This window comes from Pseudomonas batumici, assembly GCF_000820515.1.
In the GTDB taxonomy this organism is placed as follows: Bacteria; Pseudomonadota; Gammaproteobacteria; order Pseudomonadales; family Pseudomonadaceae; genus Aquipseudomonas; species Aquipseudomonas batumici.
Genome location: NZ_JXDG01000032.1, coordinates 73,950 through 94,013 on the forward strand (window position 1 = coordinate 73,950; position 20,064 = coordinate 94,013).

The 20,064-nt window shown below is 61.4% G+C and carries 18 protein-coding genes; 4 read left to right on the forward strand and 14 right to left on the reverse strand.

Annotation, left to right across the window (positions count from 1 at the left end):
- Position 1 precedes the first annotated feature (1 nt).
- The 8 genes from UCMB321_RS12235 to UCMB321_RS12265 all read right to left on the reverse strand — a co-directional run bounded on the left by UCMB321_RS12235 (position 2) and on the right by UCMB321_RS12265 (position 5,941).
- Positions 2-1,069: a PilW family protein gene (locus UCMB321_RS12235; RefSeq protein ID WP_040066958.1), complete on the reverse strand. Its 1,068-nt coding sequence runs from the start codon at positions 1,067-1,069 to the stop codon at positions 2-4.
- Positions 1,066-1,485 carry a type IV pilus modification protein PilV gene (gene pilV, locus UCMB321_RS29475; protein ID WP_052451157.1) on the reverse strand — a complete coding sequence of 140 codons (420 nt, stop codon included), beginning with the start codon at positions 1,483-1,485 and terminating at the stop codon, positions 1,066-1,068. The genes UCMB321_RS12235 and pilV overlap by 4 nt, the downstream gene beginning before the upstream one ends.
- Positions 1,454-1,945 carry a pilus assembly FimT family protein gene (locus UCMB321_RS30035; RefSeq protein WP_084614950.1) on the reverse strand — a complete coding sequence of 164 codons (492 nt, stop codon included), beginning with the start codon at positions 1,943-1,945 and terminating at the stop codon, positions 1,454-1,456. The genes pilV and UCMB321_RS30035 overlap by 32 nt, the downstream gene beginning before the upstream one ends.
- A gap of 2 nt (positions 1,946-1,947) precedes the next feature.
- Positions 1,948-2,358, reverse strand: coding sequence for a type IV pilin protein (locus UCMB321_RS12245; protein WP_040066959.1), 411 nt, complete (start codon positions 2,356-2,358; stop codon positions 1,948-1,950).
- A gap of 184 nt (positions 2,359-2,542) precedes the next feature.
- On the reverse strand, positions 2,543-3,901 hold the full coding sequence (locus UCMB321_RS12250) for a sensor histidine kinase (RefSeq protein WP_040066960.1): 1,359 nt from the start codon (positions 3,899-3,901) through the stop codon (positions 2,543-2,545).
- On the reverse strand, positions 3,877-4,542 hold the full coding sequence (locus UCMB321_RS12255) for a response regulator (RefSeq protein WP_040066961.1): 666 nt from the start codon (positions 4,540-4,542) through the stop codon (positions 3,877-3,879). Before UCMB321_RS12255 ends, UCMB321_RS12250 begins: the two co-directional genes overlap by 25 nt.
- Before the next feature lie 152 nt (positions 4,543-4,694).
- Positions 4,695-5,141: a hypothetical protein gene (locus UCMB321_RS12260; protein ID WP_040066963.1), complete on the reverse strand. Its 447-nt coding sequence runs from the start codon at positions 5,139-5,141 to the stop codon at positions 4,695-4,697.
- Between the two features lie 32 nt (positions 5,142-5,173).
- Entirely contained in the window at positions 5,174-5,941 is a 768-nt protein-coding gene (locus tag UCMB321_RS12265; RefSeq protein ID WP_040066965.1) for a COG4705 family protein, read from the reverse strand.
- Positions 5,942-6,248: 307 nt separating this feature from the next.
- Between UCMB321_RS12265 and UCMB321_RS12270 the strand changes: the two genes are divergently transcribed.
- Positions 6,249-6,980, forward strand: coding sequence for a helix-turn-helix transcriptional regulator (locus UCMB321_RS12270; RefSeq protein ID WP_167337437.1), 732 nt, complete (start codon positions 6,249-6,251; stop codon positions 6,978-6,980).
- 73 nt (positions 6,981-7,053) lie between these two features.
- On the opposite strand, the gene UCMB321_RS12275 is transcribed toward UCMB321_RS12270, so the two are convergent.
- On the reverse strand, positions 7,054-7,653 hold the full coding sequence (locus UCMB321_RS12275; RefSeq protein WP_040066970.1) for a LysE family translocator: 600 nt from the start codon (positions 7,651-7,653) through the stop codon (positions 7,054-7,056).
- 299 nt (positions 7,654-7,952) lie between these two features.
- On the opposite strand from UCMB321_RS12275, the gene UCMB321_RS12280 reads away from it, so the two are divergent.
- Together UCMB321_RS12280 and UCMB321_RS12285 are read left to right on the forward strand one after the other, a co-directional pair.
- Complete coding sequence (locus UCMB321_RS12280) at positions 7,953-8,705, forward strand: acyl-homoserine-lactone synthase (RefSeq protein ID WP_040066973.1); 753 nt, start codon at positions 7,953-7,955, stop codon at positions 8,703-8,705.
- An 80-nt stretch (positions 8,706-8,785) separates the two neighbouring features.
- Positions 8,786-9,613: a helix-turn-helix transcriptional regulator gene (locus tag UCMB321_RS12285; RefSeq protein WP_040066975.1), complete on the forward strand. Its 828-nt coding sequence runs from the start codon at positions 8,786-8,788 to the stop codon at positions 9,611-9,613.
- 43 nt (positions 9,614-9,656) lie between these two features.
- Here UCMB321_RS12285 and UCMB321_RS12290 read toward each other — a convergent pair whose 3' ends face one another.
- Genes UCMB321_RS12290 through UCMB321_RS12300 form a run of 3 tightly spaced genes read right to left on the reverse strand, consistent with a single transcriptional unit; the run spans position 9,657 to position 15,216 of the window.
- A complete protein-coding gene (locus UCMB321_RS12290; RefSeq protein ID WP_040066977.1) occupies positions 9,657-12,689 on the reverse strand; it encodes an efflux RND transporter permease subunit in 3,033 nt (1,010 codons plus the stop codon).
- Positions 12,686-13,789: an efflux RND transporter periplasmic adaptor subunit gene (locus UCMB321_RS12295; protein ID WP_157015936.1), complete on the reverse strand. Its 1,104-nt coding sequence runs from the start codon at positions 13,787-13,789 to the stop codon at positions 12,686-12,688. The genes UCMB321_RS12290 and UCMB321_RS12295 overlap by 4 nt, the downstream gene beginning before the upstream one ends.
- Complete coding sequence (locus UCMB321_RS12300) at positions 13,786-15,216, reverse strand: efflux transporter outer membrane subunit (protein WP_040066979.1); 1,431 nt, start codon at positions 15,214-15,216, stop codon at positions 13,786-13,788. The genes UCMB321_RS12295 and UCMB321_RS12300 overlap by 4 nt, the downstream gene beginning before the upstream one ends.
- A 277-nt stretch (positions 15,217-15,493) precedes the next feature.
- Between UCMB321_RS12300 and UCMB321_RS12305 the strand changes: the two genes are divergently transcribed.
- Positions 15,494-16,828: a diaminobutyrate--2-oxoglutarate transaminase family protein gene (locus tag UCMB321_RS12305; protein ID WP_040066990.1), complete on the forward strand. Its 1,335-nt coding sequence runs from the start codon at positions 15,494-15,496 to the stop codon at positions 16,826-16,828.
- An 87-nt stretch (positions 16,829-16,915) separates the two neighbouring features.
- Here UCMB321_RS12305 and UCMB321_RS12310 read toward each other — a convergent pair whose 3' ends face one another.
- Entirely contained in the window at positions 16,916-18,877 is a 1,962-nt protein-coding gene (locus UCMB321_RS12310; protein WP_040066993.1) for a MacB family efflux pump subunit, read from the reverse strand.
- A gap of 2 nt (positions 18,878-18,879) precedes the next feature.
- Positions 18,880-20,037, reverse strand: a complete 1,158-nt coding sequence (gene macA, locus UCMB321_RS12315) for a macrolide transporter subunit MacA (protein WP_040066995.1) — start codon at positions 20,035-20,037, stop codon at positions 18,880-18,882.
- Positions 20,038-20,064: the final 27 nt, after the last annotated feature.

The following is a 20,064-nucleotide window of genomic DNA, read 5'->3' on the forward strand; positions in this document are numbered from 1 at the left end:
CTCACTGGGCCGTGGCCCAAGCCAAACTACGCAGTGGTGTTACCGTCGTGTAGGTCTTGTAAAAATAGCAGCGCCAATCCGGAATCAGGGCGGTACCACTGGTGTTGGTCAGGGCCGATACATCGACCGAGCTTGAACCGTTTGCCGCATTCTGCCAGCCATTGAAACTGATGGTAGAATTCGTTGTGCTTGTGCAATTAGCGGCATTGGCTTGTTTTTCTCGATTCCCCGAGCGAATCACCATCGCCGTGCGCACCGCCTTCAGGTTGTTGAGTTGGCTGGGGAGCTGGTCCTGCCAGGTCAGTCCAAGGCCACTGTTCACACCGTATTGCGCTCTCAAGAAAACCACCCCATCGGCCACGATGCTCACCTTACCGGTAATTTTGTCCTTGATTTTCAACAGTGCATTTTCCGAGTACCACTCCTGGTAGTTGAAAACCTGCGCAGGAATGACATAAAAATCAGCCGCGTAGGTGGGCACTCCGGCAATCGCTTGATTATGTTCGGCCGTTGCTGACAAACCGATATTCACCATCCCGGCATTGCCGTTCACCGCGTTGGGGGCCGTCGCACGTCGCAAGGTGCAGTCCGTTCCACTCCCGGCAGAACTATAGGCCAGTAGAATATCGTCTCCGGTCGCCACCGACCCCACCTGGGGAATGCCGATATCGTCGTTGGGGTTGGCCAATGACACTGAAACCTTGAGCATTGAAGCCGCGCTACCCCCACTGCCATAGGCAAAAATCACATGGTTGGAATTGGGGTCTGTCGTCACATCCAGCTTTATCGTATCCAGTTCGATGCCTGAATTCGTATTCGTCGCCGTCGTGGAATAGAGGTGGCTACAGATTTGACTGTGATTGCTGATCAGCCCGGCACCGGCCATTTCAAGCGCCGTGTTGATGGTCTCGGCTGCGGTGGTTCCGTTGGTGTTCGCTGTGTTGGATGCGATGTTGCTCATTCTCCCCGTGTCATAGGACATCGCCAGCGAGGCGGCGGCGAGCGACATGATCAGACCGATGACCATCGCCAGCATGGCTTCAATGAGCGAGAAGCCCTTTTGCCTCATAACGTTTTATCTACTTTGAAAGGAACACTGTAGGTATTCACACTATTATCTTGAGGCATGCTCCACTGAATCGTGATCAGACAAGTGCCGTCAGCCGCCACGCTCACCGTGGGATCAATCGCCCCCGGCAGTTTCTTGACTTCCACGGCCCAACTGGCGGCCGAGCTGGCCGTGCCGCTGCCCGGATAAGCATAGTTGGCAAGGTTCGAAGCGTCCGAGACCATTTGACCGTAGAGTATCTTGGCCAGATTGGTGGCCTTTACCCGATCATCCGACTTGGCGGACTCTTTCGACAGTTGCGCTTGAAGGGCGGCATTGCCCAACAGACCAATCGTCATGATCAAGAGTGCTATCAAACACTCGATCAGCGAGAATCCGCGCTGCTTATGATGAGGATGGGCAAAAATTCGAGGCATTACTGTTACCTTGCGAAGGGTTGCAGACTTTGATGAAACCGCCGCCATAAGCCTCAACATTGAGACATGCATTATTTGCCGCGCAGGAAGTATTTATAATCGTGATGGTATACGAGGTGGAGGCAACAATCTGCCCAGTCGAGGTGAACGTAATCGCGCCGGCTGTACTTTGACTGATCGTCGTCCCAGACCCCGCACCCGCCAAACTTATTGTCTTGGCATAATTACTGCCCGACAGATTGATTGCCGTGGCGGTGATGGTAGCGGAAACCGCTGTATTGCGTTTCAGCGCCTCGGAGCGGGCTTCCTGAAGAGCGGAAAAAACCACGTCCGCCGTGGATTTTACGGTGTTATTGGAAATGACATCGCTCAAAGACGGAATGCCCCAAGCAATCACGATACCCATGATCGCAATGGCAACCATGGTTTCCAACAAGGTCACCCCTCGCTGACGATTCAAGATCAGCACTCCGACCCGGTTATGATCCAACAGGCTTTGTTGGAAGACCCGGTGGTCGTCTTGTTGCCTTGCTCGTTAATCGTGTAATTCGTTCCCGCTATAGACCCTATCCCGCTGGCCGTATAGGTATACCCTTGCCCACTACCATTAGTATTATTGATGGCACAGGCAATCGTAAAATTGGTCGTATTAGCGGGAAGCACCCCACAGGCACCCGCATTACTGTAGGTCTGGGTATTTTGATAGTAGGATTCCATCTTTACCTGCAAGGCCGCCAGGGCGTTAGCCCCTTCAGACAACTTGCTGCGATTCACATAGCTCGTATACGACGGATACGCAATAGAGGCCAGAATTGCAACGATCGCCACTGTCACCATCAGCTCTATCAAGGTGAAACCGTTTTGGCCTTTCATCGATGCCCCTAATTTGTGTATGTGAAATTTATCTTATTGTATTTTTTTGACAGAATTGATGTCGCAGAGGCTGCGAATCGAAGCAGGAGAAATTCTGCTTCACGCAGCCATCTATAACACGCGCAGGGATGATAGCCAATGGCCCGCAGCGCCTATGACTATCGATATGAAAGGTCAACCGCGTCTAAGCTGGCGCCACCGGCCACCACAGCGAAACACACAACCCGCGTTGCTCCATCTCATCGCAGTATTCCAGGCGGATACGGGCCCCGGTGCGCTCCGCGATGGCCTTGACGATGGACAGTCCCAACCCGGAACCCACTTCCTGGCTGCCCAGGCTGCGATAGAACGGATCGAACACCCGCTGGCGTTCTTCGACGGCAATACCGGGACCGCTGTCCTTGACCTGCAACAGCGCCCCGCCCTGCTCCCGGCTCACCGACAGGTCGACACGTCCACCGGCGGGCGTATAACGAATGGCGTTGTCCACCAGGTTCTTGACCACCGCCAGCAGGTCGATCTCGTCGAGCGCCAGCCGCGCGTCCTCTTCGCCCTCGACCCCGATATCGATCTGCTTGAGCTCAGCCAACGGCAGCAAGTCTTCCAGCACCCGGCGGTAGACCGCGTGCACCGACACTGGCGCGCTGGGCCGCGTCGCGTTCGCTTGCGCGGTGGCCAGCGCCAGCAGTTGATCGATCAGGCTCTTGCCGCGCTCGATACCCCGGCGCAATACAAAAAGGCGCTCGCGGGCCAGGCCCGACATCTCGGCCGCGGCCAGGCGTTCGGCCTGCAGGGACAGGGCCGTCAACGGAGAACGCAACTCATGGGCGGCGTCGGCGACGAAGCGGCGCTGGGTGTCCATCGACTGGGCGACCCGGCCGAGCAGGCGATTGATCGCCAGCACGAAGGGCCGGACCTCGGCGGGCACGTGGTTTTCGTCAATGGGGTGCAGTTCCTGCTCGCTGCGCTGGTCGATCTCGGCCGCCAGCACCGCGATGGGCCGGAACAGCTTGCGCAGCAGGTCGGCCACCACCAGCAACAGCACGGGAAACAGGATAAGGAACGGCAACAGGCCGCGCCAGGCGCTCTCACGGGCGTCCTTGTCACGGGCGCCGGTTTCCTGAGCCACGGCGATACGCGCGCCGCTGCCCAGGGTCCTGACCAGAACCCGGAACGGCTCGCCGGCGACCGTCAGAGTCGACAGGCCATCGGCCAGCGTCGCCGGTAGTGGCAGCGGCCCGCCAGTCTCGACATTGGCTGCGGCTCGGCCACCATCCCCCAGATACTGCACGATCACCCGCGACTCTTCATCGTCGCCAACGATCCCGCCTTCCGGCTTCGGATAGGCCAGCGTCATCTGTTGACGCTCGAACAGCACGGCCACCTGATGCAGGGTGTTGTCCTGCATCTCCAGGGCCTCGTCGAAAGCCGAGACAAAGGCGAACACCCCGGCCAGCAGCGCAACGATCAGGATCGCCAGCGACAGGGAAACCGAAAGCCGCAGCTGGACCGACTCGCTCAGGCGTTTTTTGAAACCATCCATCCCATGCCCCTGACGTTCTTGATGACGTGACTCCCCAGCTTGCGCCGCAGGCCGTGGATCAGAAACTCCACCGCGTTGCTTTCCACTTCGTTGCCCCAGCCATAGATCCGGTCTTCGAGATCGCTGCGCGAGAGAATCGCCCCGGGCCGGATCAACAGCGCCTGCAACAACGCGAACTCGCGGCTGGAAAGCTGGACTTCGGGGTTTTCCTCGGTGCCGGCCTGTTTCGAGATCAGGTCCAGCGACACCACGCCGTTGCTCAGCACCGGCACCGCGCTGCCGCCCTTGCGCCGCAACACCGCACGCATGCGCGCGAGCAACTCGGCCATCTCGAAAGGTTTGAGCAGATAGTCATCGGCACCGCCATCCAGGCCCTGCAAGCGATCGTCGAGGCTGTCACGGGCGGTGATGATCAACAGCGGCACGCCATTGTCGCGGGCGCGAATACAACCCAGGACTTCGAGCCCGTCCTTGCCCGGCAGGCCGAGGTCGAGCAGCACCAGGTCATAGTGCTGGGTGTCCAGCGCAGTGAGGGCGCTCATCCCGTTGTTGACCCAGTCGGCGGCGTAGCTGGCATCCGTCAGTGCGTCCCGGATCGCCTCGCCGATCATGGGGTCGTCTTCGACCAGTAAAATCCGCATGTCCCTCTCCGCTGAAAAAAAACGGGCCCGGCAATCATCATGCCGGACCACGCCTGCATGATGATTGCCGAGCCTGCATTGAAGCACCTGTCCGAGCGTGGGCGAAGCGATTTATCGGGCTTGCCCAACCAGCGCCACGTCGTACGAGGTCATTATTTGCCTTGCATGGCGTTGAAGGTTTTCAGCAACTCATCCAGGGTCGCCTTGCAGTCGGCCTGTTTCGGGCTGCCGGCGCGCAGGGCTTCCAGCGCGTTGTCGATGGCCTTGTCGAGCACGTGCCAATCGCCGGCGGCACGGGGCTTGAGGCCGGCTTCGGCGGAGTCCCAGGCCAGTTCCAGATCCTTGATCCGTGTCTTGGCACCCGCCAGGTCGCTCTTCTGCACCAGAGCGGCGACATCGACGGCAATGCCCTGGAAGGCCGACAGGTCGCCCAGTTTCGAGACCGTACCCTGGCTCGCCGCCGGCGCGCTGGCGGTGCTCGCCGCGGGGGCGGCGGCCTTGGCGCCGTCAGCAGGTTTGGAGCAGCCGGCGGCCAGGCCGAGCACGGCAATCATGGAAACAACGGCGGCGGTGCGCATAACGGTTTGAACCTTGAACATGATAATTCCTTGTGTGTGTGAACGGGGTCGGGTTATTGCGTGACGAGCTTGCGGTTGCCGACGCCGAACTGCGCGACGACCACCAGGATCAGGATGACGCTGAGGAAAATCGCGCTGGTCCAGGCGGCGCCCATGCCCAGGCCGCCGTAGGTCTTGGCCTGGGTCAGCAGGTCGCCCAGGGACGCACCGAACGGGCGGGTCAGGATGTAGGCGATCCAGAAGGTCAGGACGGCATTGCCGCCCAGGCGCCAGGCGACCAGGGTCAAGGCGATCAGCCCGCCGAAAATCATCGAGCCGAGGGTGAAACCAAGGCCCAGTGCCTCGGTGGCCAGGTCGCCCGCCGCCGTGCCCAGGGCAAAGGTGCAGAGCACTGTCGTCCAGTAGAACCACTCCCGGCGCGGGGTGACGATTTCATTGATGGACAGGTTGCGTTCGCGGGCATACCAGATGCCGAAATTGATCGCCAGCAACACCGAGAATATCGCCGTGCTGAGGTACAGGCTGACGCCCAGCTTGTCGGTGAGCACATCGGTGATCTGCGTCCCGACCACGCTCACCAGCACCACGCTGAGCCAGTAGATCCAGGGGGTGTAGGCACGCGTGCGCAGTTGGCCGAACAAGGCGATGGCCAGCAGCACGGCCATGCCGATACTGGTCAGGCCCTGCCCCAGGCCGGCGTCGACGGCGAGGTAGTCGGCAGCGGTTTCGCCCACGGTAGTGGACATGATCTTGATGATCCAGAAGGACAGCGTCACTTCCGGGACCTTGTTGAGCCAGTCGGCTGTGGTCAGCGCTTTCATGTGGGGACGTCTCCTTAACGGCGCCACAATCGGCGCAGGGAGAAGACTACCCAGGGAAACTTAGCTGAGACTGAGGGCGGCGGATTTCCCTCTAAATACCCCCTAATAATCGAAGAAAAATGGACCGCCCGGCCGACTCGACAACAGGGCCAAGCGTCAAAAAACGGGTGATACAATCAACCTTGCGTCGAAGGATGCTTTCTATTTGACACATATTGAAATGGCTTTCAGGCGATGTTATAAGTCAGCCTTACCCCATTTGGATCCAATTAGCAGAGCACATCCAGCCAACCGGAGCCCGCTTGTCATGCCTAAACTCCGCACAATCAAACATACGTTTGACTTGGTTAGAGAAGTTGAGAACAACATTCCTGGGGCCAGCACAAAAACCTATGTAGATGTCTTGACCTGGGTATTCTACCAACTGGAACTAACACGATTTGCCTATGTCTACGCCGATTCTCTTTTAATTGACAATGGTGATATCTCCATCCATAGCAACTACCCCGCCGAGTGGGTTGACACCTATCGCCGACAGGCGCTCTACAAGTCCGACCCGGTCATGGCCAATGTCGCCATCACTTCGCAGCCGTTCTTCTGGGCGGCGGTAAACGACCGCTCTCACGCGCCCAACAGAGTCTTCGAACAATCCGCTCGCTATGGCATTGATCAAGGCTTCAGCATTCCCGTTCATGACCCCGGCAGCGCTTTCGGCTCGCTGCACTTGCCCTGTGTCGAAGGCGACCCTGATTTTGATCGTATCGTCCAGTCGAATATGTTCCTGATCAAGGCCATCGGCACCATTGCCCATCAGTACCGGCCGATCGAGGCCAGCCAGGAAGAACTGTTGTCGCTGAGTCCCAGGGAGATTGAATTTCTCCACTGGCTGGCCCTCGGGAAAAATTATCAGGAAATCGGCCTGATCATGAATATCACGGAAAGGACGGTGAAATTCTACGCCAAGAAAATCACCGAGAAGATGGGTTGCACCAATGTCAAACAGGCCATGGTCAAGGCCATTCGCCACAATATCTTTTAACCTTACGCCCCCAGCCTACCCTACTCCCCCCCTCACAGGCCTTACACTTGTGAGGCGGACTCGCTCGCCCTCTTCACGCCACTATCACGTTCGAGGCCAGGCTATACAAAGCCATACTGGCAAATAGCCCAATTACCAATGAAACAAATCTATTGACTCGATTACCCGATATTATCGAGGGAAGATTTCGCCCAAAAACAGCCCCCAGTCCCACCCAGACAATACCCACGGGAAGAATGACCAGGGAAAAGATCGCCATGAACGAAAGATAACTTTCCAGGTTCGCAAAGGTCCCGGTGGGCGCCACGAACGAGGCGAAGAACAGTCCTTTCGGATTGCTCAGTGTCGCCAGGAACAGCGCTGAAACCGAGATGGCAGAAGGCTTTCCAGACGCTTCCATCTGCACCGAGAACCACAGTTTCAACGAAATGTAGAACAGGAAGATCACCGCCAGAATCTTCGTCGCCACCACCACCCAGCCGTAGTTTGCCATCAGCGCATCAATGGATACACCCCAAGCGGTTATCTGGATCAGGTAGGCCGCCCATTCGGCCAGAATCAACTTCACCGAATAACGCCCCAGGCCGCGACTGACCCCCGACTGCAGCAGCAGCGAATTGGTCGGCCCCGGCACCAGCAATACCGTGAGCATTGCAATTGCAATGTAATACATGACCCGCCCCCAAAAAATTCCAGAATAGACTCAGTTTCCAGTCGACTTATTTTCCAATTTGGAAAATCCGTTCTTCCCTACCGTCTTATTAAAAGCGTGAACACCCTTGCTTTTATTTCAACCTGATGAATACCGCCCGATTTTTTCAGCGAAAAGATCAACCCGTGGCGGCTATAAAAGTCTCACGATGGCAATTAAACAGCACTTTGCTCTCGCTAGCCACCTGCACTTAAGTACAGTTGCCGCGCTTATACAGGATCACTATAAATAAGCACCTTTCTCCTCTCCGCGACGTATTTATGATTGACTATTTCCCTCACTCGTACACCTTCTCCGACCACTCGTACAGCTTCTCCGACATCCATGTCGCCATCGCCAGCTACTCCGAACTCCCCTCACGCGCATTAGAGCAAATACTCAGCATCCGTAAAACCGCTTTTATTGACCGGAGAAAATGGGATATTGAAAGCTACACGGGCAGCGACTATGAGTTCGATGAGTATGACAATGATGATTCGGTCTATATCTATTCCCACATAGGCTCGCAGGTGACCGGCTGCGTCAGACTTCGTCCGTCCCATAAGCCCACCTTGATGTGCGGCGCCTTGAACTTCATGCTCAGCGATGGCCTGCCCCGGCCAAACCCGATGGACTGCTGGGAAGCTACCCGATTTGCCCTGTTGAGCACAGACACCTCGGGCAGCGACTTCACCAAGAGCAAAGTTGACTTTCGCACCGCCGCACTGTTCCTCGCCATGCTGCAATTTGCCAGGACTCAAGAGGTTGGCACTTATGAAGTTGTTGTCGATGCCATGATGGAAAAAGTTCTAAGGCGCTCCGGCTGGATCCTCCATCGGCGAAGTGTTGCGCAAGGCAGCAAAGGTGAAAAAGTCATCTATGGCACACTGGAATGCACGGCAATGATCTACGATAACATGCTCAAGATAAACCATATGGAGCACCTGACCGACGATCTACTGCCAATGATTGCATGGCCTGCTGTCGACTACGGCGTGACCCATTCAATCACCCCCCATCACGCGATGACCTGAATCAACTGATACCTACCAAAAAATCTCATGGAACCGTGGGCGGCGCTGGCCGTTGTGCCCAGAATAAAAATGGAGAGCGGATGAACTTGCAAAGACTTTTCCCATCTGTCGGCAAAGTGATTGCCCACACCGGCAACCGTAATTTTCCGCGCGTGCTGCATGATCTGATCGTTGCACAACTGCCCGTCGACGCCACACACATCACCGAGCTGCGGCTCGATACCACGAATGCCACACAGTCGATTACCTCGAGTATCGGCGGCGTGGGTATCAGCCCGATTTGCACCGACACGCTGATGAATGCCTCGTCCGTGAAGCAGTCCGCCCTGCCGGGCGACGACGGCATCTGCCCGGCACCGCAAACCGAACTGGCCTGCTGCCAGCGAGCCTCCTCGCTGTCCGCCGCCCCCAACCACCTGCACCTGATCTGCCGGACTAAACATCGCTGCTACGCACTGTCTGTCTATCGCTCCAATCCATCACTGGGGTTTTCCACACAGGAATGCGCCTTCCTGCAAGAGTTCTCCTGCCTCCTGTTGCCCATGATCGGCGAACATATCGAGGCCCTGTTACCGGCGCCGGTCCGCCTGGAAGCCTTCTCGGTCACCCAGGAACTGGAAAACGGTGGCATGGATGCGCTGCGCCAACGCTTTATCGAACGCCTGGAAATGTCCGGGTTGAATCTGTCCTCCCGGGAAACCGAAGTCTGCGTCGGCCTGCTCGCCGGGCGCACGGCTCCGGAACTGGCCGAGCAGTTGGCGCTGCGGGTCAATACCGTGGAAAGCTATCTCAAGCGCGCCTCCATCAAGATGGGTATCGGCGGGCGTCGCTCGTTGATCCGTTGGATGCATTCGGCGGACGCCAAGGCCGGCCCGGAAAACGCCGTTGCTCTGCAAAACGCCCTCTGATCTCTCGGTCTCATTCACGTACCTCGGTAGGAGCCCATGCCGACTATCGAGGTACGCGAAAAATGCGCTTGAGCCCTTCAAGCCCATCGTCGACATAGGTGAAGATCACCGGTACCACCAACAGGCTCAGCACGGTCGACGCCAGCAGGCCACCGATCACCACCACGGCCATCGGCTGGCGAAAACTCGACTCGCCGCCCAGTCCCAGCGCCGTCGGCAGCATACCCGCGCCCATGGCGATGGTGGTCATCAGAATCGGCTGGGCACGCTTGTGACAGGCATCGATCAAGGCGTCATAACGGCTCATGCCCTGCTCTCGGCGGGCCATGATCGCGTACTCCACCAACAGGATCGAGTTCTTGGTCACGATCCCCATCAGCATCAGCAAACCGATGACCGAAGCCATGGAAAAGCTCATCCCACCGACCAGCAACGCCAACAAGGCCCCCCCCAGGGACAAGGGCAAGGCCGAGAGGATCGTCAGCGGTTGCATGAAATCGTGAAACAGCAGCACCAGCACCGAGTAGATACAGAACACGCCGACGGCCATGGCCAGGCTGAAATTGCCGAACAGTTCGCTCATCAACTGCAACTCACCCTGCTCCACCAGCCTCACTTGCGCCGGCAGGTGCTGCATCGCCGGCAACTGCCTCGCCTCCTCCATCACCTCGCCCAGGTTGCGCCCATTGAGTTCGATGGACAGGGTGATATTGCGCAGGCGATCCAGCCGATCGATCTGCGCCGGCCCGCTGCCCATGCCGATCTCTCCCAGGGAAGCCAGCGCGACCTGCCCGTCGCGGCCCTTGACCCGCAACTGGGCGATGCTGTCCAGATCGGTACGGACCTGCGGTTGCATGCGCACCCGGACATCCACTTGCCGCTGGGACAGATTGATCTTGCCCAGGGCCGATGAATATTCGCCGTAGGTGGCCATGCGCAAGGTGTCAGCAATGTCCTGGCTACTGATACCTTGCTCGGCCGCCCGGACAAAATCCGGGTGCATCTGGATTTCCGGTCGCTGCACCGCCGTGCTCGACGTCACGTTGCCAATGCCCTTGAGCTGGCGCAACTGGGGCTCGAGGGCCCTGGCGGTACGTTCGAGCAAATCGCCATCATCACTGGCGAGGACAATCTGCAAGCGTTCGCCGCTGCTGTCACCGCCGACATTGACCCGCACGCCGGGCAGACCGTGTAACGCCTCACGCATCTTGGCCTCGACCGCGGACTGTTTCAGCCCGCGCTCGCCGCGGGGCAACAGGTCGACGGTCAGGACCGCCTTGCGATTACCGCCACCGGCGATATCGCCACTGCCGACCACGGCGAACACATGGGCCACCTCAGGGATCGCACGCAAGTAGGCGTCGGCCCGCAGAGCGATCGCGCCGGTCTGCGCCAGGCTGCTGCCCGGCGGCAACTCCAGGCTGACGGTACTGCGCGCATTGTCCTGGGCCGGCAGGAAACTGGTGGGCAGCAGCGGGATCAGCGCCAGGGAGCCGAGCAACAGCACGCCGACCAGCGCCAGGGTGGTCCGGCGTCGGGTCAGGCTGATGCGGATCCAGCCCAGGTAACGGGTCATCAAGCCGCCGTCGTGCCCTAGGTGCGGCCTGGCCTTGAGCACGTACGCCGCCATCATCGGCGTCAACAAGCGGGCTACCAGCAAGGAAAACAACAGCGCCGCGCTGGCGGTCACGCCGAATTGCCGAAACAGCTTGCCGGAAATCCCGCCCATGAAGGCCGTGGGCAGGAACACCGCCACCAGGGTCACGGTGGTGGCCAGCACCGCCAGGCCGATTTCGCCGGAAGCCTCGACCGCCGCCTGGCGCGGGCTTTTACCCATGCGCAGGTGCCGCGCGATGTTCTCGACCTCGACGATGGCGTCGTCCACCAGGATGCCGATCACCAGGGCCAGGGCCAGCAGCGAAATGGTGTTGAGGGTAAAGCCGGCAAAATACATCACGCCGAAGGTGGGAATGATCGACAGCGGCAGTGCCGTGGCAACGACGAGGGTGGCCCGCCAATCACGCAGGAACCACCAGACCACCAACACCGCCAGCAGCATGCCCTCGTGCAGCAGCGCCATGGAGCCGCGATAATTGTCCAGCACCGGCGCGACGGTATTGCTCGCCTCTTCGACCCGGATATCGGCGTGTTGCCGGGCAAACCGGTTCATTGCCTGGCGCACATCCGCCGTCACCCCGACATCGGAAAAGCCCAGGGAGCGGATCACCTGGAAGCCGATGAGCGGCTTGCCGTCGCGATAGGCCCGGGTACTGCGCTCGGCATGGGTGTCACGCACCGTGGCCAACTGCTGCAAGGCCAGCATGCGCCCCTCGCCAATGGGAATCCGGATGTCCCCGAGCGCCGCCGGATCGTCGATGGCGCCGAGGATGCGCAACGCCTGCTGGCCACTGCCCAGGTCGCCCTGGCCGCCGGAGTTGTCCTTCTGCATCGCCCGCAAGCGACTGGCCACGTCCGTCACACTCAGACCCAGGCCGGCCATCAGCGCCGGGTCGAGGTCGACCTGGACCTCCCGGTCCACGCCACCGACCCGAACGATCTTCGACACACCGCGAACCGCCAGGAGCTGCTTGCTCAATTCATTGTCGACGAACCACGACAAGGCTTCTTCGTTCATCCGCGGGGCCTCGACGACATAGGTCAGCAACGCCGAAGTATTGGTGGTCAGACGCGACACCGATGGCGTATCGAGGTTCGCCGGCAACTCCGCCTTGGTGCTGTCCACCGCATTGCGCACTTCGTTGAGCGCCTCGTTGCCGTCCTTGTCGATGGCAAAGGTCACGCTGATGCTCACGCTGCCGTCGGTAATCAGCGTGGTGACATGTTGCAGCAGGCGCAGCGACGTCAGCTTGTCTTCGAGCTTTCGCGCCACTTCGGTTTCCAGCTGCTCGGGCGCCGCCCCCTCCAGCGAGGCACTGATGACCACGGTGGGCAGGTCGGTGTCGGGAAAGTCCTGGATACCGAGGCGGTCCAGGCCGAATGCACCGAACAGGCTCAGCAGCACGAACAGCATCACCGCCGGGACCGGATAGCGAATCGACAGTGCGGAAATATTCATCGGGCATCCGCCTCGGCCCGGACCAGGGTCACGCTGGCCCCGTCACTGAGAAAGGCCCCGCCACTGCGAACGACCTGCGCCTGCTCCGTCAGGCCGCCGACGATCTCCACCGCCCGCCCGCGTCGTCGCCCGACTTCCACACCCTGCTGGCTGACGTGCAGGTCCGGACCGAGCACGAACACGTAGGAGCGACCATCGCGCAGCACCACGGCGGTGTCCGGAACGGCCAACGCCGTGCTGGGCGCCAGTTCGATGCGGCCGCTGGCGTACATGCCCGCCCGCGCCGGGGTCCCGGCGGGCAAGGACACATAGACCAGCGCCCGGCTGGTCTTGCTGTCGAGCACCGGCGAGACCAGTCGCACCCGCCCTTCGACCTGCGCCCCACCCGGCAGCTCCAACTGGGTGGACTGACCGACCCGCACCCGCGGCAGTTGCCGTGCATCCAGCTCCGCCTGCCATTCGATACGGTCGGCACGGATCATCCGGAACAGTTCGGTGCCGGCCGCCACCACATCCCCGAGCAAGGCCTTGCGCGCGGAGATGAGCCCATCGTCCACCGCGACAATGCGGGTCTGCGTGAGCTTGATGCGGGTGCTGCGCAGGTCGGCGTTCGTCGCGGCCAGGTTGGCCTCGGCGGTCTGTACCTTGACCCGATACTCCTCCAGCTGCTGCTCCGACAAGGCCCCGCTCTGCCCGACCAGCGCCGCACGCCGCGCGTTGGAACGCGCTTCCTGCAATTGTGCACGGGCCTGGGCCACCGCAGCCTTCTGCTTGTTCTCTTCGGCCAGCACGCTGGCATCGGCCAGGGTGGCCAGTACCTGGCCCTTCTTCACCCGATCGCCGATATCGGCGTTCAGGCTGGCGATACGCAAACTGCCGGTTTCGGCACTGATCACCGCTTCCTGCCAGGGCGCCAGCGCGCCGCTGGCGACCAGCACCTGCGGCCAGTCTTCGCGGCGTGGCTGAACCGCCTCGACACTCAGGCTGGTGGCCGGCACGGGCGCGGCCGCCGGCACTGGTGCGGCGCGGCCGAAGAGCAGCCATCCCGAGAGTATCAGCGCGGCAACCGCCAGCAATCCATAGCCCAGAGCCGGTTTCATGCCCCACCTCGCGTCGACGCCGCAGCGGCCAGCCCGTCGCGACCGTCCCGCCAGCCACCGCCCAGGGCCTTGTACAGCGCAATCCAGTAGCGCACCTGATTCTGCTGCAAGGTGATCAGTTCGATCTGCGCCGACAGCGCCGAGCGGCGGGCCAGCTCGCGATCGAGCAGACTGGCGTTGCCGGCGTGCCAGTTACGGTCGATGGCCTGGAAATACTCCTGGTAACCCTCGGTGGCGCGCTGCGCATCGGCTTCCGAGCGCCGCGCCGCGTCCAGGCGCACCAGCGACTGCTCGACCTCCATCACCGCCGTGCGCAGGGTCTGCCGATACGTCGCCAGGGCCGCGTCATAGCCGGCCCGGGCCGAGTCCACCGCGGCCCGCCGCTTGCCGCCATCGAACAACGGCACGCTCAACTGCGGGCCGAGGCTCCAGGTCCGGCTGTAGGCCCCCGAGGTGTTACCCACGGCAAAGGAGCCGACCAGGCCCAGGCTGGGCAGGCGATCGGCCTGGGCGGCGCCGATCCGCGCATTCGCCGCGGCCAGCTCGCGCTCGCTGGAGGCCAGGTCCGGACGCTGGCGCACCAGGTCGGTGGGAATTTCCCGGACGTCCAGCAGCGCCGGCTCCGGCAGGCGCGCCGGGGTGTGGCCAAGCACCTCGCGCAGTTGTTCCTCACGGCTGCCGGTCAGGGCCACCAGGCTCTTGAGCAGCACATCGCAGGCACTTTGCTGATTGATCAGGGTCGCGCTGCTGGCGGCGGCGCTGGCATCGGTCAGCGCGGCGTCGGCGGAGGAAGTGAAACCGGCCTGGAAAGACAGGCGGGTCAGGCGTGCGGTCTGCTCCTGGGATTGCGCCTGGTCGCGGTAAGCGTTCACCAGCATCTGGCAACCGCGGTACTGCACGAAGTCATCGCCGACCTCGGCGGCCAGGGACACCCGGGCGTCATGCCAGTCATCGACCCGCGCCTCCAGCTGATTGCGCGAGGCTTCGTCATTGCGCCGCAGCTTGCCGAACAGATCCAGTTCCCAAGCGGCGTCGAGGGTGGCTCCGGAGGTGGTGCCGGTCTTGCCCAGCCCGCGCTGGCTGACGCCGGCCCGCGCCTTGGTCAGCCCGCCGTTGAGTTGCGGCCGCGCGTCGGCAACGCTGCCGTCCAGAGTCGCCCGGGCCTGGGCGATACGCGCCAGCGCCTGGTCCAGGGACGGGCTGTCCGCCTCGGCCAGACGCAGCAGGGTCGCCAGCGCCGGATCGTTGAACTGCTGCCACCAATCGTTCAAGCCCACCACCGAGGCGCCATGGGGCAGCGGCGCATACCACTGGCCGGGCACTGCCACTGCTGGCAAACGGTAGTCCGGTCCCAGCGTGCACCCGCCCAGCAGCGTCGCGAACAGCATCGGCAGCAGGCGGTGGGCAACGGGCTTGGCGATAGGCATAACGCTCTCTGAGGCACCCTGAACACCGGGGCCCTGGAAAATGGGTAGACACGGGGTACCGCAGGGGGGACGACGGCGACAACAGAGATCTGCTCCCGCGTCATAAAGTCCTTTCGTGGCACGCATTTAACCCCAGCAGCGGCGGCCTGTCTGGCGTGGAAAACGGGGACATCCCGGGCGCGATAAAGTGGCGGTCGCCGCGGGGCTCTTCCAGAATCGGGCCCAGCTCGGAATGAGCAGCCAATGAATCCGCACCTGTGCCAATGAGTGATCGACTATGGAAGAGTTAAGTAATCTCAAGCAATTGGAGTCGAACGCGCGCACGTATGCGGCGACATTCCAGCGCCTGTTCGTCAGCGGCAAGGGCATGCGGGTCAAGGATGCCAACGGTCAGGAATACCTCGACTGCCTGTCGAATGCCGGCACCCTGGCATTGGGTCACAATCCACCGGTGGTGCGTGATGCGGTGATCGAATTCCTCGCCAGCGATCACCTGCAGCAGGCGTTGGACCTGGCCACACCGGCCAAGCACGCGTTCGTCCAGGAACTGTTCACGACGCTGCCGGCCGGCCTGCGTGACCACAGCAAGATCCTGTTCTGCGGCCCCAGCGGCTCGGACGCCATCGAAGCGGCGATCAAGCTGGCCCGCCATTACACCCGGCGCTCGCCGCTGATGGCTTTCCATGGCGGTTACCATGGCATGACCGCCGGGGCGCTGTCGGCCATGGGCAACCTCAACCCCAAGGTCGGCCTGGTGACCCAGGGCACCCACTTCCTGCCGTTCCCCTACCGCTTTCGCTGCCCATTCGGTACCGATGGCGAGCACACCGATCGGCTCTCCATCGACTATATCCGTACCGTGCTCGGTGACCCTGAAAGCGGTGTACCCAAGCCGGCAGCGGTGGTGGTCGAGGTGGTCCAGGGCGAAGGCGGCTGCATCCCGGCCTCGGCCGAATGGCTCCGGGCCCTGCGCGAGATCACCCGGGAGCAGGAAATCCTGCTGATCATCGACGAAGTGCAGACCGGACTGGGGCGTACCGGCAGCCTGTTCGCCATCGAACATGCCGGGATCACGCCGGATATTCTGGTGCTGTCCAAGGCCATCGGCGGTGGCTACCCGATGTCGGTGATCGTCTATGCCGAGCACCTGGATACCTGGGGCCCGGGCATGCATGCCGGAACCTTCCGCGGCAACCAGGTGGCCATGGTCGCCGGGGCGGCGACCATGCGCTACATCAAGGAGCACGACCTGGCGGCCCAGGCTGCGCGCCGCGGTGAGCAGTTGCAAAGCGGGTTGGAGGATATTGCCCGGCACTTCCCGTTCATCGGCGACGTCCGCGGGCGCGGCCTGATGCTCGGGGTGGAAATCGTCAAGCCGGGCAGCGGCTCGCGTCCGGGGCTGGGGGATGGCGCGCGGGCACGGGCGATCAAGCTGGAATGCTTCGACAACGGCATGATGATCGAGACCGGTGGGCGTCATAGCGCAGTCTTGCGCTTCCTGCCGCCGCTGACCATTACCGAGTCGGAAGTCGGCATGGTCCTCGATCGCTTCGAACAGGCCCTCAAGCGCAGCAGCGCGGCACGGGTTTCCAGCGTCAGCGCAGTAGGCTGAAAGCACGAATGCGCGCAGCCTGGCAGGCTTGCGCGCATTGGGTGTGAGGAACACAGTTGCTACAAGGGCCCTTACGGGCCCTTCTTTTCAATCCCGCGCCAGCGCCTCGATCGGATCAAGCCGGGCGGCATTGCGCGCCGGCACGAAGCCGAAGACGATACCGATCAGCGTCGAGCAGATGAACGCGGTGACAATCGAGCCCACCGAGAACACCATCTGCCATTCCTTGACCAGCAGCGAGAACACATAGCCGATACCGAACGACAGGGTAATGCCGATCACCCCGCCGATCAGGCAGACCATCACCGCCTCCACCAGGAACTGCTGGCGGATATCCGACTGACGTGCACCGACGGCCATGCGAATGCCGATCTCCCGGGTCCGCTCGGTCACCGACACCAGCATGATATTCATCACCCCGATGCCCCCCACCGCCAGCGAGATCACCGCGATCAAGGACAACAGCAAGGCCAGCGACTGACTGGTCTTCTGCACCGTCTGCATCACGCTGTCGAGGTTGTAGGTGAAGAAGTCCTTGGTCCCGTGGCGCTTTTCCAACAGCTTGCTGACGTTATCCTCGACCACCTTGCTCGGCTGGCCGTCCTTGATCCGCACCGTGATGCTGTCCAGAAAGCGCTGGCCCAGCACGCGGCCGGCGGCGGTTTCGTAGGGCATCCAGATATTCAGGTTCTTGCTGGTATTGAAGATGTTCTTCTTGTCCTCGGTCACGCCGATCACCGTACACGGCAGGTTATCCACCAGGATCACCTGGCCCAGCGGGTCCACCGTCGGGCCGAACAGGCGGATGCGGGTGTTGTAGTCGATCACCACCACCTGCGCCTGGCGCCTGGCGTCGTCCTTGGTGAACGACACCCCCGAGCCCATCTTGGTGCCCCGCACCTGGAAGTAACTCGGGCTGACCCCACTGACCGTCGCCGTCACATCGAGGTTGCGGTAGCGCACCAACAGGTTGCGCCCGATGTTCGGCGAAGCACTGTCGATATAGTACAAGCCGCTCAAGGCCGCGACATCGGACAGTGCCAGGGTCTCGATGGACCCCGATTTGTTGTCGCCAAAGTCGCTGCCGGGGAAGATCTCGATGGTGTTGCTGCCGATGGCCTGGATGTCCTTGAGCACGTAACGCTTGGCCCCTTCGCCAATGGCCACGATCGACACCACCGAAGTGATACCGATAATGATCCCGAGCATGGTCAGCAAGGTGCGCATGCGGTGCGAGATCAGCGCCACCCAGGCCATCACGAAGGCTTCCTGGAACAACGCCAGGCCCGCCATCAGGCGATTGCCCTGTTTCGGCTTGGACGGCAGGCGCTGGGTCGCTTTTTCGTTGACCTCCGGGCGATTGGCGTTGACCCGGTCGCTGACGATCTCGCCGTCACGCATCTGGATGATGCGCTCGGCATGGGCCGCCACCTTGTCATCGTGGGTGACCAGGATCACCGTGTGCCCGGCGCTGTTGAGCTCCAGCAGGATCTTCATCACCTCCTTGCCGCTGACGCTGTCCAGGGCCCCGGTGGGTTCGTCGGCGAGGATGATCTCGCCGCCATTCATCAGCGCCCGGGCAATACTGACCCGTTGTTGCTGGCCGCCCGACAGTTGGCTGGGCCGATGGCCCAGGTGTCCTGCCAGGCCCAGGCGCGCCAACAGCTCCTGGGCACGGCTGTAGCGCTTGCTTTCGCCGGTGCCGGCATAGACCGCCGGCATCTCGACGTTGTGGGTCGCCCCCAGGTGCGGCAACAGGTGATAGCGCTGGAAAATGAAGCCGAAGTGATCGCGGCGCAACTCCGCCAGCTCGTCGTCGCTCAGGGTACTGGTTTCACGCCCGTCGACCTTGTAGCTGCCGCTGTTGGCGTGATCCAGGCAACCCAGCACGTTCATCAGGGTCGACTTGCCGGAGCCCGAGGCACCGGTAATCGCCACCAGCTCACCGGCATTGATCGTCAGGTTGATGTCATTGAGCGCGATGAAATCCTTCTCACCGGCGACGAAACGCCGGGTAATGCCCTTGAGTTCCAGCAGGGGTCGGCTCATGGTCAGGCTCCCGCTACCGCAGGCGTCGCCGACGGCTCGCCGATCACCACCTTGTCACCCTCGGCCAGGCCGCTCTTGATCTCGACCCGGACATTGTTGTTGATACCGGTCTGCACATTGCGGATCTGCGCCTGGCCCTGATCATCCACCACCCGTACCGGGAATGTACCGTCCTGGTTCTTGTCACCCAGGGCCGCGACCGGCACCGTCAGCACGGTCTTGGCCTGGTCACGGACGATATGCACCTGGGCGGTCATGGAAATGCGCAGGCGGTGATCCGGGTTCGGCACATCGAACAGGGCGTTGTAGAACACCGCGGTGTTCTGCTTGCTGGCGCTGGTGGCCTGGGCATCCAGGAAGTTCTGCGGCGCCGGCTCAGTGCCGCGCAGCTTGGCGTAATAACGTTTGTCGGCATCCCCGAGGATGGTGAAATACACTTCCTGACCCGGGACGATATGAATCACGTCGGCCTCGGAGACCTGGGCCTTGATGGTCATGGTGTCCAGGTCGGCGAGCTTGAGAATGACCGGCGTCAGTTGGCTGGCGATCACGGTCTGGCCTTCCTGGGTCACGATACCCACCACGTCACCACTGATGGGCGCGACGATGCGGGTGTAGCCCAGGTTGACCCGGGCGGTCTCGACCTGGATCCGCGCGTCCCTGACCTGCGCCTCCAGCGACAGCAGGTTGGCACCCTTGACCTCGAAGTTCGATTGCGCGGTCTCGAAGTCCTGCTTGGAAATCGCGTCATCCAGCCGCAGCAGCTTGTAGCGCTCGTAGGTGGCCTTGGCATCCTTGAGTTGCGAGGCGGCCGCCTGTTTCTGCGCGATCAGGTTCTCTTCGTTGACCTGCGCCTGGCGCAGGGCATTCTGCAACACCACCGGATCGATTTCCGCCAGCCACTGGCCCTGTTTGACCTTGTCGCCCAGCTTGACCTTCAGCGACTTGAGCTGGCCCGAGACCTGCGCGCCGACATCGACCTGCTTGATACCTTGCAGGACCCCACTGGCCAGCACGGAATTCTCGATATCCGCGCGTTCGACCTTGGCGGTCAGGTACTCCGGCGGCTTTGCCGGCGCCTGCATGCTGTAGAAAATGATCGCCGCCAGGACCAGCAGCACCACCACTATTACCACTTTGCGAAACTTCAACTTTTTCATAGAAAGCCACGAATGTGTTGAGGGTTG

Coding starts and splice junctions, on each gene's coding strand:
- UCMB321_RS12310 (WP_040066993.1), bottom strand. CDS start 18,877: ATGAGCCGACCCCTGCTGGAACTCAAGGGCATTACCCGGCGTTTCGTC.
- UCMB321_RS12300 (WP_040066979.1), bottom strand. CDS start 15,216: ATGCCTATCGCCAAGCCCGTTGCCCACCGCCTGCTGCCGATGCTGTTC.
- UCMB321_RS12245 (WP_040066959.1), bottom strand. CDS start 2,358: ATGAAAGGCCAAAACGGTTTCACCTTGATAGAGCTGATGGTGACAGTG.
- UCMB321_RS12290 (WP_040066977.1), bottom strand. CDS start 12,689: ATGAATATTTCCGCACTGTCGATTCGCTATCCGGTCCCGGCGGTGATG.
- UCMB321_RS12280 (WP_040066973.1), top strand. CDS start 7,953: ATGATTGACTATTTCCCTCACTCGTACACCTTCTCCGACCACTCGTAC.
- UCMB321_RS12235 (WP_040066958.1), bottom strand. CDS start 1,069: ATGAGGCAAAAGGGCTTCTCGCTCATTGAAGCCATGCTGGCGATGGTC.
- UCMB321_RS12250 (WP_040066960.1), bottom strand. CDS start 3,901: ATGGATGGTTTCAAAAAACGCCTGAGCGAGTCGGTCCAGCTGCGGCTT.
- UCMB321_RS12260 (WP_040066963.1), bottom strand. CDS start 5,141: ATGTTCAAGGTTCAAACCGTTATGCGCACCGCCGCCGTTGTTTCCATG.
- UCMB321_RS12270 (WP_167337437.1), top strand. CDS start 6,249: ATGCCTAAACTCCGCACAATCAAACATACGTTTGACTTGGTTAGAGAA.
- macA (WP_040066995.1), bottom strand. CDS start 20,037: ATGAAAAAGTTGAAGTTTCGCAAAGTGGTAATAGTGGTGGTGCTGCTG.
- UCMB321_RS12265 (WP_040066965.1), bottom strand. CDS start 5,941: ATGAAAGCGCTGACCACAGCCGACTGGCTCAACAAGGTCCCGGAAGTG.
- UCMB321_RS12295 (WP_157015936.1), bottom strand. CDS start 13,789: ATGAAACCGGCTCTGGGCTATGGATTGCTGGCGGTTGCCGCGCTGATA.
- UCMB321_RS12255 (WP_040066961.1), bottom strand. CDS start 4,542: ATGCGGATTTTACTGGTCGAAGACGACCCCATGATCGGCGAGGCGATC.
- pilV (WP_052451157.1), bottom strand. CDS start 1,485: ATGCCTCGAATTTTTGCCCATCCTCATCATAAGCAGCGCGGATTCTCG.
- UCMB321_RS12275 (WP_040066970.1), bottom strand. CDS start 7,653: ATGTATTACATTGCAATTGCAATGCTCACGGTATTGCTGGTGCCGGGG.
- UCMB321_RS12285 (WP_040066975.1), top strand. CDS start 8,786: ATGAACTTGCAAAGACTTTTCCCATCTGTCGGCAAAGTGATTGCCCAC.
- UCMB321_RS12305 (WP_040066990.1), top strand. CDS start 15,494: ATGGAAGAGTTAAGTAATCTCAAGCAATTGGAGTCGAACGCGCGCACG.